The organism is Cupriavidus sp. C3SS-1 (assembly GCF_057073755.1).
Genome location: NZ_CP172700.1, coordinates 2,288,004 through 2,300,588, shown reverse-complemented (window position 1 = coordinate 2,300,588; position 12,585 = coordinate 2,288,004). Strand labels below are relative to the sequence as shown.

10 protein-coding genes are annotated in these 12,585 nt (G+C 65.1%); 3 read left to right on the top strand and 7 right to left on the bottom strand.

Annotated features, from left to right (window positions below; translation table 11 throughout):
- Nucleotides 1-477: 477 nt before the first annotated feature.
- The 3 genes from ACIGJC_RS26560 (at nucleotide 478) to ACIGJC_RS26550 (ending at nucleotide 3,699) form a co-directional block, all read left to right on the top strand.
- On the top strand, nucleotides 478-1,830 hold the full coding sequence (locus ACIGJC_RS26560) for a glycosyltransferase family 87 protein (protein WP_483712430.1): 1,353 nt from the start codon (nucleotides 478-480) through the stop codon (nucleotides 1,828-1,830).
- A 470-nt stretch (nucleotides 1,831-2,300) separates the two neighbouring features.
- Nucleotides 2,301-2,492, top strand: a complete 192-nt coding sequence (locus tag ACIGJC_RS26555) for a hypothetical protein (protein WP_483714400.1) — start codon at nucleotides 2,301-2,303, stop codon at nucleotides 2,490-2,492.
- A 589-nt stretch (nucleotides 2,493-3,081) separates the two neighbouring features.
- Nucleotides 3,082-3,699, top strand: coding sequence for a c-type cytochrome (locus ACIGJC_RS26550; RefSeq protein ID WP_483712429.1), 618 nt, complete (start codon nucleotides 3,082-3,084; stop codon nucleotides 3,697-3,699).
- Between the two features lie 141 nt (nucleotides 3,700-3,840).
- Here the strand turns inward: ACIGJC_RS26550 and ACIGJC_RS26545 are convergent, their stop codons facing one another.
- From ACIGJC_RS26545 to ACIGJC_RS26515, 7 genes are all read right to left on the bottom strand, one after another.
- Entirely contained in the window at nucleotides 3,841-4,173 is a 333-nt protein-coding gene (locus tag ACIGJC_RS26545; RefSeq protein ID WP_483714399.1) for an XdhC family protein, read from the bottom strand.
- Between the two features lie 99 nt (nucleotides 4,174-4,272).
- Entirely contained in the window at nucleotides 4,273-5,652 is a 1,380-nt protein-coding gene (locus ACIGJC_RS26540) for an MFS transporter (RefSeq protein ID WP_483712428.1), read from the bottom strand.
- A 114-nt stretch (nucleotides 5,653-5,766) separates the two neighbouring features.
- The gene (locus ACIGJC_RS26535; protein WP_483712427.1) at nucleotides 5,767-6,582 is read right to left on the bottom strand and encodes an enoyl-CoA hydratase/isomerase family protein; all 816 of its coding nucleotides are present in this window, start codon (nucleotides 6,580-6,582) and stop codon (nucleotides 5,767-5,769) included.
- Nucleotides 6,583-6,586: 4 nt separating this feature from the next.
- Nucleotides 6,587-8,140, bottom strand: coding sequence for an AMP-binding protein (locus ACIGJC_RS26530; RefSeq protein WP_483712426.1), 1,554 nt, complete (start codon nucleotides 8,138-8,140; stop codon nucleotides 6,587-6,589).
- Nucleotides 8,133-8,705: a (2Fe-2S)-binding protein gene (locus tag ACIGJC_RS26525; RefSeq protein ID WP_483712425.1), complete on the bottom strand. Its 573-nt coding sequence runs from the start codon at nucleotides 8,703-8,705 to the stop codon at nucleotides 8,133-8,135. The genes ACIGJC_RS26530 and ACIGJC_RS26525 overlap by 8 nt, the downstream gene beginning before the upstream one ends.
- Nucleotides 8,702-9,517 (bottom strand): FAD binding domain-containing protein, encoded by an 816-nt coding sequence (locus ACIGJC_RS26520; protein WP_020201286.1) that lies wholly within the window; start codon nucleotides 9,515-9,517, stop codon nucleotides 8,702-8,704. Before ACIGJC_RS26520 ends, ACIGJC_RS26525 begins: the two co-directional genes overlap by 4 nt.
- Nucleotides 9,514-12,543: a xanthine dehydrogenase family protein molybdopterin-binding subunit gene (locus tag ACIGJC_RS26515; RefSeq protein ID WP_483712423.1), complete on the bottom strand. Its 3,030-nt coding sequence runs from the start codon at nucleotides 12,541-12,543 to the stop codon at nucleotides 9,514-9,516. The genes ACIGJC_RS26520 and ACIGJC_RS26515 overlap by 4 nt, the downstream gene beginning before the upstream one ends.
- Between the last annotated feature and the right edge of the window lie 42 nt (nucleotides 12,544-12,585).

Sequence of the window (12,585 nt, the reverse complement as noted above, 5' to 3'; positions counted from 1 at the left end):
GCGGTGAAGAGTCCAATCCGGCGCATACAATGCGCGCATGACTTCGATCCCAGGCCGGAGGCCTCCCTCCTTCAACTTCGCTCATCGAACGGTGCCACGGTCCGCAACCATGCCATTAGCCTGGGGCGGGAAGGCTGAGATGCGCGTGCTCTGCTATCAGTCGCGTGATGTCGGCCTGCTTCGATCGTCGCTTCCCGACCCTGAAGAGACCCTCGGTTTTCCCGAAAGCGGCCAGTGGACGATGTCGCAATCCGTGCGCAATGCTCGGAATATATTGAAAACCGACTACTCAACCTCCAGCGCCGTCAGAGTCGCAGGGGGAGACTGACTTTGTTGCCGCCTAGCTATGAGCGGGAAATATGATTGCGTCGTTTGGCGACCGCTTTCCGAACCAACGGAAGTTATGCGAGCGGGCACACTACTACGTCTGCCGGCTTCTGAGTTTGCGGTGCATTGAGTAGGACATCGACTGGGTGATTGACCTACTCTGCCGAGCATCCATCTGGAATTTCCGCTTATTGCTGCTCACCTTGCCGAGCGCATTTGGCTTATGGCAGACTGACCCTAAAGCTTGCCAACAAGATTATGCCAATAACGACCAATGCGGCCACTGAGGAAAAGTCAGCGCCGCGTCAGCGGTGGTTGACTCGCGAAAGAATTGTTCTTTACAGCGCTGCGCTGCTGGCCTGTCAGGTCATTCTGATCGGAATCTGGGCGATGGCCCACTGGGCGTGGCATATCCCCAGCGTTCCGCCCCCAGGCATCGATTTCCGGGTTTATTGGAGTGCCTCATACATCTCTCTTCATGAGGGGGCCATCCAAGCGTTCAATCCGCAGCAGTTGGCCGCTGTAGAAACCAGATTGCTGCCCGATACCCCATTGGGAGAAATGTATGCGCCATGGGTTTATCCGCCCACGTTTCAGATATTGATCTACCCTCTGGCGCTGCTGCCGTACCTTGCGTCGTATTTGTTGTTCGCAGGTTTCGGGCTCGCGTGCTGCATGGCTGTGTGCGCGCCGGCAGTGAGAGCGGGAGCATTGCCGTGGGTCTGGGTTGCGGCTTTTCCAGGTATCTGGGTAGCCACTGTATGCGGCCAGAACTCTCTTCTGACGTTGGCGCTGGCGGCCGGCGCACTGGGACTGCTGGAGCGTCGCCCCGTCTTGGCCGGTGTGTGCGCCGGCATGCTCGCGATCAAGCCGCAGCTGGCGGTGCTCTTTCCTTTAATGTTTCTTTGTGGCCGACATTACCGAGCATTTGGCGCGATGGCAGTAACAGGTGTCCTGTTCTGTATGGTGAGCGGACTGGTGTTCGGACTACCGCTCTGGCTCAAGTTCTTCAACATGCTTGCGTGGTTCAATACAGTCATTGTGCAGAACGGCGAGGGCGATATCTGGAATGCCATGCCTACTGCGTTTGCACTCGCACGACGAATGGGAGCAAGCCTGTCGGTCGCCTACGCAATCCATGCGGCGGTCGCGGTGCCCGCTGTGTTGGCGACCTTGTTCCTGTGGATACGGAGGGCCCGCATCGAGTTGCGCTGCGCAGCGATCGTCGTCGCGACAATGCTCTTCCAGCCTTACCTTGTTTACTATGATCTTGCGTGGTTGATCTTGCCGATCATTTATCTGGGCGTTGACGGCAAAATGCACGGCGCATGGACTCGCGTCGAGTGCTTGACAATTGGCCTCGCGTGGCTCTTGCCAATAGCATCGTTTCTGGCCGTATTCAAGCCGTCGATCGGACAGTGGGGTGCCCTCCTGTTGCCAATACTGCTGATCGTTGTAGTGCGCCGCGCTCTGCCTTCCAGTGCAATTAATACGAGCTTCTGAGGCACGAGCACGCATGTGCCGCACAGCAGGTTGGCATCTCTGCGTCCGCTAAATCAAATGGTGCAGAGCCGAATCGGTGCAACAACTGAGAATTCGCTTCCAGTCACAAGCAGAACTGGCTCTGCATTGTCGACAATTTACGTAGCCATATCGAACGCTCCTTGCTGGCCGGGTGCGGCACGACGTTAGCACAACCAAGTGCTCCTCCTGAACTGGTCCGCGTAGGGCAGAAGATGCCCGATGCGGTTCTCTGGAATGTGTGAATCCACATTGACGGCTATTGGACAAAAGGCCGGGAAGAGTCCCATTGCTCAGACGATCGGGGAACCCGGCATCGACCGGTTGACTCCGCAATCCCTTGCCGTCATTCGGGTCGACGCGATGGCAATGGCCGTTCTCGACAGTTCAAGGGCTAATCGCTCCCGCCTCATCGGCCCGTCCTTGCAGGCGCGTTCTTCGCGTTATTAGGAATCAAACCACAGTTAGGTATCCGAGTCCCACTGGTTCTGATATGCGGTCGTAATTGGTGTGCGCTCGCGTCCGCCGTCGCGTTTTCGCCGCATCAGCTTTTCAGAGTGTGTGAGTCGCCGATAACGCAAATTTGTGGCCGCTCGTGCCAACGGTCTATGGCGTACTGCGAATATGCGGCCTGTCGTATGTAACGACTTATGCACTTCACGTCACGGCGGCGTTGTTCGTCGTCGGCTGGGTCACTTGGTTTTGGTCAAGGCCCGCGCGCTACACGCTCAAGGCGGCGGCGTTCGTCTGCGGGACTCTTTTCATGCAGCCATATATGGGCTTCTACGACCTTGCCTGGTTGGCAATTGTTATTGCGTTTCTCGCTGTGGATATGCGGGAGCACGGCTCGTGTCCCGTAGACCATGCATTGCTCGTCGTCACGTGGCTAATGCCATTGCAGGCGTTAGCCGCATTGCGGTTTCCTACCCTTCTTCAATGGACGCCTGCCGTCCTCATCATGCTCTTGGCCGTCATCATTCGGCGACACCTAGGCGCCGATGGACAAGCCTCAGTAGGTTGCCGTTAGCAAGGTAGGACCGGTCTGGACAAGTGTAGGCTTGTTTCGCGCGGCTTGTAGCCGCTTCCCCGTGCAGCGAGCGGCGGTCGTGCGGGTTCGGGAGCGCTCGCGGAATCGCTTCCGTGCGTCACCTCCGCAGCTTTGTCGGACAGCGCCCGATACCGACGTGGACCAAGCGCGCACAGGCTGTCAGCATAAGCATGCAGGAGACAGCCATGCCAGGGAAGAGCATCCATATCATGCCTACGCGGCGTCTTATCGTGCCCGTCGTGCTTGGCGCATTGGCTGGGCTGGCAGGAGTTGCCGGCGACGCGCGCGCGGACGTCGCCGCGGGCCAGTCCAAGGCACAGGTCTGCTTCGCCTGCCACGGACCGCAAGGCAACTCTACCAACCCCGCCTATCCGGTGCTGGCCGGCCAGACGGCACGGTACCTCTACCTGCAGTTGCGCGACTTCAAGGAAAAGCGGCGCATCGACCCGGCCATGTCACCGATGGCAGCGCCGTTGTCGCGCGAAGACATGCAGGACCTGGCGAACTACTTCGCGGCGCAGAAGCCGGTGCCCTCGAGCTACAAGGTCGAAGCCGCGCGCGTGGATGCCGGGGGCAAAAAGGCTGATGAAGTGCTTTGCATGACATGCCACTTGGGCGGCTTCTCCGGGCAGAACGAGATTCCCCGCGTCGCCGGCCAAAAGTACGCGTACATCGTCAAGCAGCTCGAGGATTTCCGTGCGAAGCGGCGCACCAACGATGCCGGCAACATGACGAGCGTGTCACGCAACCTGACCGACGACGACATCAAGAACCTGGCCAGCTACATCACCAACCTGAACTGAGCCGCCGCCTGGAAAGGCCGCACGCATCAAGCCTTGGGCGCAGCAGCTTTCGGAACACGCTGGGAGAAGCCCCTGCGTGAATAGCCGGACTGCAATGCTGGCTGCGCACTTCTCGTTGCAAGGCTGTTGCTCAGTGGCTCTCTATAACCCAACGTTAGGTTCTCTGCAAGCTCCCGAGCGAACGGCATCCGCCGTTCCGCCAGGTCCAGCATCCGCCGGACCATCATCGCGTCCCTCAGTGGCTCCATCACGAGCTGGATGGTGCCGCCGCAAGGCAGCCCCATGCGTCGCGCTTCTTCCGCGTTGACACCGTAGGACCTCCGGCGTGCTTCCCGTCAGCAGCCCCGTCCGGCCGCGATAGATCAGGTCGTCCTCGATGCAGCCGCCAGAGACCGAGCCCGAGACCCGGCCATCGTCCCGCAGCGCGAGCATGGCGCCGACCGGGCGGGGGCTGGAGCCCCAGGTGCGGGTCACCGTCACCAGCGTCACGCCGAATCCAGCATCGACAGCGCCTTGCGTCCTTCAGTACCTGCAGGTCGATGCTGTCCATGATGTGCTCCGCGAATGGCGTGTCTATTTTTCCGCGAGACGGCCCAGCGTCTCAGGTACGATTGCTGCCCCTGCCAGGTAGACCAGCGTGGCCACTGCGACGAAGATGCTAAGGACTACCGGAAGGTCGGCTGGTGTGCGTGCAGCGAGTGAGGCCAGGGTCGGCATCATTCCACCAATGGCGAAACCGATGTTCCACGAGAGTCCCGTGCCCGAGGCGCGGATGCTGGTGGGGAATCGTTCGTTCAGGAAGATCAGGATCGGCGCAAAGCCGGCGCACCCGAGCATGCTGAGGGCCGTCGCGTAGAGGCCACGGAGAACGGCGGTCGGTGCGGCCGGCATCCACTGGTAGAGCAGCGGCATCAGCACCACGCTCACCGCGCCGATCAGCAGGAAGGCGCGCTTGCGCCCGATCATCGTGCTCAGGTGGCCCGCTGCTACCGACGCCACAATCACGCCGACGCTGCTCAGCATCAGGGTCGCCGCAGCCTCCCCGGGGGATGCCTTCACCACGACCTTAAGGAAGGTCGGCAGGTAGCCGGACGTCAGGTAGTAGGCGGTGCCGCCGCCCACTGTGAGGAGAATGTTGACCAGCAGCACGCCGCGATATTCGCGCGAGAACAGCGTGCGCAGGGGATGCGTCTGCGGCTTTGCTTGGCCGCTTGCCGCTGTTGCCGCTGTTGCCGCTTTTGCCGCTTGCAACTGCTTCCACAGCGGCGACTCCTCCAGCGAACTGAAGATGACCAGCCCGAGCACCGAGCTGACGATGCCGGCGAAGAACATGCAGCGCCATCCCCAATTCTCGAAGGCGTCGCCGGGAAAGAGGGCCGTCATCGCCATATACGTGATCGACGCCAGCAGCGCCCCAATGCCCGCGCCGCCACCGCCCACCAGCCCCGACACCGCGCCGCGCCATGACGGCGGTACCGATTCCGTGCCGATGGTATGCGTCGACGCTACCACCCCACCGACGAACACCCCCTGCACCAGGCGCAGCAGGATGAACAGCGCCGGCGCAAAGAGGCCGATCTGGCCGACCGTCGGCAGTAGCCCGAATGCCGCTGTCGACAGGCCCACTCCGGTCACGGCAACCACCATCGCCCCCTTGCGGCCATGTCGGTCCGCGTAGGAGCCGAAGATGGCGGAGCCCAGTGGCCGCATGAGCAGCGTGACCGCGAATGATGCATACACCGCTGCCAGCGACAGCATCGCATGCTGGGACGGAAAGAACAGCTTGCCGATCACGGGTGCCACGAACAGCAGGATGAACAGGTCGAACAGATCGAGCGCCCATCCCATGCATGAGGCCGTCACCGCTCCCAGCACCTGCCGGTTGCTCGCAGCCGGTGACACCACGATCCCCGAGCCGCCCGGTTTCGTCTTGTCGTTTGCCAGCATTTCCATCGTTGTCTCCTTGTTTCTTTGAACAAGCGGCTCCCCGCGATGCCCGCCAAAGGGCATCGCCGCGAGTCCTTCTTACTTTTGGGGCGGCCAGTTCAGCCGCGCCCGCGCATACGGTCAGCTACCGCGAAATACAGGCTTGCGCTTCTCGTGGAATGCTTCCACGCCCTCGCGAAAGTCGTTCGAGCTACGCAGGCGGCTGTAGCAGTGCCCTTCGAGTTCGATGGCGATCGACAGCGGCGCGTCCTCGGTGTCATTCAGCAACTTCTTGGCGGTGCGCTGGGCCAGCGGCGAGAATGCACGCAGTTCGTCGGCCAGCGCGTCAGTGGCGGCTTCCAGTTCGGCATCGGCCACGCAGTCCACAACGAGGCCCCAGTCGTACGCCTGCCGGCCGGCAATGCGGCGCGAGCGCATGACGATGTCCTTGGTGCGGCCGACGCCCACCATCTTCTGCAGCCGCGCGGAGCCGCCCGAGCCCGGAATCTGGCCGAGCTTCTGTTCCGGCAGCGCGTACTCGGTGGTGTGGGTGGCGATGCGGAAGTCGCACGCCAGCGAGAGTTCGAAGCCAACGCCGAAGCAGTAGCCCCGGTTGGCGGCAATCACCGGCTTGCTGCAACGCGCCGGCGCCGCAATGTTCCACGCCAGCTTCGATACGTGCTCGGGCGATGCCTCCAGGAATCCCTTGATATCGCCCCCGCTCGAGAAATGTTCACCTTGCGCGCGCAGGACGATGACGCGCACGCGGTCGTCGGCGTCCAGCGTCTCGAACACGGCGCGCATCTGGTCGCGGGCAGCCATCGAGATCACGTTGTAGGGCGGGCGGTGCAGGATGATGTCGGCCCGCTCGCGCGCAGGGTCGATCTCGACGGAAAAGCCGTCGAGGTCCTGGAGCCGCTGCTGGTCGGGATGGGTCAATGCGAAGGTTTGTGTCACGTCGTTACTCCTTGGTCGGGACGTTGGAAGAAGGGCAGGAAAGCGAGGTGTATTCGCCGGCCGACAGCTTGCGGCGCAGGATCTTGCCGACCGGTGACTTCGGGAGTTCGGCCACGAACACGTAGTCACGCGGGCGCTTGAAATTGACGAGTTCGGAGCCGCGGCAGTAGGTGTCGAGTGCCAGGGCGTCCACGCAACCGCGCGGCTTGACGAAGGCCACTACCTTCTGGCCCCAGCGGGGATCCGGCAGCCCGGCCACGGCCACCTCGTCCACGGCCGGATGCAGGGAGAGAACCGACTCGATGTCGGCGGGAGCGATGTTCTCGCCGCCGCTGATGATCATGTCGTCCACTCTGCCGGTCACGAAGAGATCGCCGTCGGCGTCGAAGTAGCCGATGTCGCCGGTGAAGTACCAACCTTCGTGCAGCGACTTTGCATTGGCGTCGTCGCGGTTCCAGTAGCCTTCGAACGCTTCATCGCCGCGCAGGTCGGCGATGATCTGACCCTCTTCGCCGGGAGCGGTCACCGCCTCAGGCGAAGTGGCGTCCAGCCGTACCACGCGCAGCCGTGTATTGAGGCCGGCGCGACCGGCGCTGCCCGGCTTGCGCCCCGCGCGCTGCTCGATGCTGAATGTGTACACCTCGGATGAACCGTAGTGATTGACGAACAACTCCGGGCGGAATGCTTGTTCGAGCCGTGACAGCAAACCGTCGCTCATCGCCGCGCCGGCGAAGCCAAGCTTGGCGACCGTGCGGACACCCATGCTGTCGAAGCCCGGGTCGGCCAGCAGGTCGTGGTACAGCGTAGGTACAAGATAAAGGCAGCTCACGCGATGGTCGGTGATGGCCTGCAGCCCTTGCGATGGGCTCCAGCGCCGCACGCAGACGAACAGGCCGTCCACCAGCGCCATGGCAAGCAGCGAGCGCACGCCCATCGTGTGGTACAGCGGCATCACGCCGAGCGTGCGCTCGCCGCGCCGATACAGGTTCTGCGCGACGTGAGCCAGGGCGGCGGCGCGCTCCTGCCGGTGGCGGCGCGGCACGCCCTTCGGGCTGCCGGTGGTGCCGGAGGTGTACAGCATCAGCGAGATGTCGTCGGCTGTTGCCAATGTGCTGTCGAGCCGGGGTGTGACGTCGAGCAGGGTGTCGAATGACAGCGAGCCGCCTGGCGCATGGTCCAGTGCGATGCAGGGTATCTCCTGCGCGGCGGAGCTCTCCAGCACGGCGTCGGCGCTGACGGGCTCGAACACCAGCGCCCGGGCGCCGGCATCGCGCACGCAATAGTCCAGCTCGTCCGGCTTGGCGCGCCAGTTCAGCGGGACGATGACCACACCGGCGAACTGGCAGGCCCAGTGCAGCGTAGCCGCCTCCCAGCGGTTCTGCAGGATGGCCAGGAGGCGATCACCGGGGCGCAGGCCGAGGTCGTGCAGGCCGGCGGCCACGCAGCGGATGCGCGCGAACCATTGCTCGTAGGTCAGCAGCAGGTCGCCGTCGACGATGGCGGGGGCGCTGGGGCTGCGCTCCACGCTTTGCAGGAAAGTGCGGCCGAGATCAAGCATCGCGGGTCTCCCCGACTGTCGCCGCTTCCACGTGGCGTGCCCGCGCCCGGCTGGCCGCGACATCAAGGACGGCGGCGACGACCGGCGTGTAGCCCGTACAGCGGCACAGGTGGCCGGACAGCATGTCGCGCACCTGCGCCTCAGTCGGCTCGGGCACCCGTTCCAGGTAGTCCACGCACGACATCAGGATGCCTGCCGTGCAGAAGCCGCATTGCAGGGCGTGGTGGCGTCGGAAGGCTTCCTGCAGGTCGCTCAGGCCTTCGCGCGGCGCGAGGCCCTCGACGGTGTCGATGGCGCGGCCGTTGGCCTGTACGGCCAGCATCAGGCATGAGCGCGCGGCTACGCCGTCGACGCGCACCGTGCAGGCGCCGCAGACGCCGTGCTCGCAGCCGACGTGCGTGCCGGTGGCGCCGAGTTCATGACGCAGGAAGTCCGACAGCAGCTCGCGCGGAGCGCACAGGCCGCTGCGCTCGCTGCCGTTCAGGGTCAGGGTGACGCGACGGCGCACGTCGCGCCGCATCACTGAGAGCGTGCCGGCTGGCGCGCCACGTAGGGTCTTGCTCATCTTGCCTCCTCGATTACGCGCATGCCCAATTGCCGCACCAGGTGGCGGCGGTACTGCGCGCTAACATGGGCGTCGTCCTGCGCGCCCAGCTTCCAACTGAAATCGTTGATGGCCTCGGCCAGCGCCTTGCCTTTCAGGTGTGGCCAGCTCTCCAGTACTGGCCGGTCGGCCACGCCGCCCACGGCCAGTGAGATGGCGTCGTCCGTGACGATCGCAGCGCACGCGACCAGCGCGAAGTCGCCATGCCGGGCCGAGAACTCCATGAAGCCGTAGCGCGCGCCAGGCCGCCTCAGCGGGAAGCGCACGGCTTCCACCAGTTCGTCTGGCTCGCGCGCGGTCATCAGCATTCCCTGGAAGAACCCGGCGGCCGGCAGCACGCGGCGGCGGCGCAAGGAGCGCAGCACGACCTCGCCACCGAGTGCCGTGAGCACCAGCGGCAGTTCTGCGCTGGGGTCGGCGTGCGCGACGGAGCCGCACACCGTGCCCCGGTTGCGGATCTGGAAATGGGAGATGTGCGGGAAGGCGAGCGCGAGCACCGGTACCTCGTCGGAGAGCGATGCGCGCCATTCGACGCTGCCCTGCGTCACTGCGGCGCCCACCACAAGATGGCCGTCTTCTACGCGCACGGTATTGAGGTCGGCGGTGCGAGAGATGTCGACCAGCAGTTGCGGCTGCGCGAGCCGCATATTGAGGACGGCCATCAGCGACTGGCCACCGGCCAGAATGCGGGCGTCCTCGCCGGCACGGGCCAATGTCTCCAGCGCGTGCTGTGTGGATTCGGCGCGCAGGTAGTCGAACGCGGCGGGTTTCATCGACGAACTCCCAAGAGCGCCAGCATGCGAGCGATCCATCCGGGACTGCGCACCGGCTTGCCGCCTGCCTGCCGGCCGAGCGATTCGAACAACTGGCGCAGCACCACTTTGGCCGCGCCTTCGAGCATGCGGCCGCCGACGGCCGCGACCTTGCCGGACACCTCGGCCTCGTAGTCGTACGCGAGACGGGTGCCGTCGCCGTGCGGGGTCAGCTCTACCATTCCGGAGCCGCGTGCGCTGCCGAGCGAGGACAGGCCGGCGCCTGCCAGCCTTAGCCGGTGCGGCGGCTCCAGGTCGGACAGCGCGATCTCGGCTTCGTAGCGCGCCTTGATCATGCCCACGCCCACGGTTACGTCGGCGCGGTAACGGTTATCGCCGATGCGTTCGAGCGCGTGGCAGCCGGGCACGACCTGGGCCAGCGCTTTCGGGTCGAGCAGGACGGCGAAGACGGCTTCAGGTGTGGCATCGAGATCCACCGTCCCGCGTGCGCACAGGGCCTTCGCGGCCTTGCCGCCTTTGCCGTTTGCAGGCGCTGCGTCTTTCGCCGCTTCGGCCAGTTCGGGGCGCGACGGCGGCGGATCGTCAAAGCCGATCATCGCCATCACCTTGGCGGGCGTAAGTGGCAGGCGGATGTCGCGCACGCCGAGTGCGTCCGCCACGGCGTTAGCGACGCAGGGCGGTGTGCTCATATTGTTGCCCTCGCCGAGCCCCTTGGCCCCGAGCGGCGTGAACGGGCTCGGCGTTTCCAGATGAACGATGACCGGGTCGGGCACTTCGCACGTGGTGGGCAGCAGGTAGTCGGCCAGCGTGCCGGACTGGAAGCTGCCATCGGGGCCATAGCGGAACTCCTCCATCAGCGCCGCGCCGAGTCCCTGCGCGAAGGCGCCGCGGATCTGGCCGTCGGCCAGTGCCGGATTGAGCAGCTTGCCGGCATCGTGCGCGGTGACGTAGCGGTCGATGCGCACGCGGCCGGTGGCACGGTCGATCTCCACGCCGCACAGGTCAAAGGCGAAGCCGTAGCAGGCGGACGTGTTGACGCGATCCTGTTCGTCCGGCGCGTCGAGGTTGGGCGGCGACCAGAACACGGTCTCACGCAGGCCGGGTTCCTCACCGGCAGGCAGGAGTTGCGGCGACCAGTGCGGCGCGTTGCTGGCGGCGCGGGCGAAGGGGAGTGCGGTGTCTGGCGAAGCGCTCTTGCGGGCAATGCGGCCGTTGGTGAAGACCAGTTCGGCCGGGTCGCAACGGAGGTGGGAAGCCACGATGCGCGCCAGCTTGTCGCGCACGCGCGTAGCGGCCAGGTGCACGGTTCCGGCCACGGCGCCGGCGAACCGACTGGAGTAGTTGCCTGCGGCGACGGACCACGCGTCCTTGTGGGTATCGAATTCGACGTTGACCGCCACGTCAGCGGGATCGATGCCGAGTACATCGGCCACGACCTGTGCACATACGGTCATGTGGCCCTGTCCCGCTGGCGTGGAGGCGACGGTCACTACCACGCCGCCGAGCAGGTCGACGCTGACTGTTGCGCTGGCGATAGCGCCGTTCTTTGGCCCAGCTTTGCGGCGTGCCTCGGCCGGTGTGGCGGTGGTGATGTAGCCCATGTTCGATACCGACGGCTCGACGATGGCAGCAAAGCCGATGCCGTACAGCCGGCCCTCGGCGCGCGCGGCATCGCGGCGGCGCTTCAGTTCATCGTAAGCCCCGGCTTCCAGGGCGCGTGACATCGCCAATTGGTAGTTGCCGGAATCGAGCAACGCGCCGGCCGCCGCGCGATACGGAAAGCCGTCGGCGGGCACGAAGTTACGGCGGTAGACGTCGAGCGGATCGAGGCCGAGCTCCACAGAGATTCGCTGTACCAGCCGCTCCAGCGCGAAGTACACCTGGGGCCCGCCGAAGCCTCGCACAAGGCCAGTCGGTGTCTTGTTGGTCAACACCACGCGATTGCGCACCAGCAGGTTGGGGATCGCGTAGGCGCCGGTCAGCAGGCCATGCATGCGATAGAAGGTAGCGGGCTCCGGCGCGCGCAGGTAGCCGCCGCAGTCCTCGAGCTGATCGTACGATAGTGCAACGATGCGGCCATCGGCCTCCACGGCAGCTTCCACGGTGGAGAGCCGCGCGGTGGCCGAGGTGGCGGCGCTCAGATGCTCGAGCCGGTCCTCCACCCACTTCACCGGCGCGCCGGCCTTGCGCGAGGCGAGGCACATCAGCACCACGTAGGGAAACACCGCCTGCTTGACGCCGAAGCTGCCGCCAGAGTCGCGCGGAGCGACGTGGCGCAGGCGGTTGGCGGGCACCTGCAGAGCCATCGCCATGACGGCATGCAGCGAGAATGGCCCCATGAAGTTGGAGGTGACCTGATAGCCCTCGTCGCCCGGCAAGTGTTCGGCAATTACCACGCCACACTCGATCGGTGTGCAGGTGTTGCGCGGGTAGTGGGCGGTCAGCGTCACGCGGTGCGGCGCGGCGGCGAACGCGGCCTTGGGGTCGCCGTAGCAGAAATGGCGATCGCTGGCGACGTTGCTGCCGAGGCGGGGGTGCAGCACGGGGGCGTCGCCTGCCACGGCAGCCTCGATCGACACCACCGGTGGCAGCGCGCGGTAATCCACGCGCACGAGGTCGAGCGCATCCTCGGCCAGCGCGCGGCTTTCGGCCACGACTACGGCCACCGGTTCGCCTACGTAGCGCACGCGATCCATTGCCAGCGCCCACTGCTCCATCGGCGCCTTCACGCCCACCACGAAGGGCCGGGAGCAGGCGGGCAGGTCAGCGGCCGTCAGCACCGCGCGCACGCCCGGTGCCCTAAGTGCCGCCGCGAAGTCGATGGCGCCGAGTTCGGCGTGCGCGTGCGGCGAGCGGAGGATGGCGGCGTGCAGGGTACCGGGCCGGACGCCGAGGTCGTCGGCATAGCGGCCGCGGCCGGTCAGGATGGCGGCGTCCTCGACGCGCGCCATTGGGCGACCGACGTGGGGTGCCGGCCGAGTCTCCTGTACCGTGCCGGTCGTTTCGCCGGCATCGAATCTTTTCATTTGCGACTCCGTTTCACGCGACGGAACCGGGCCGGAAAGCGG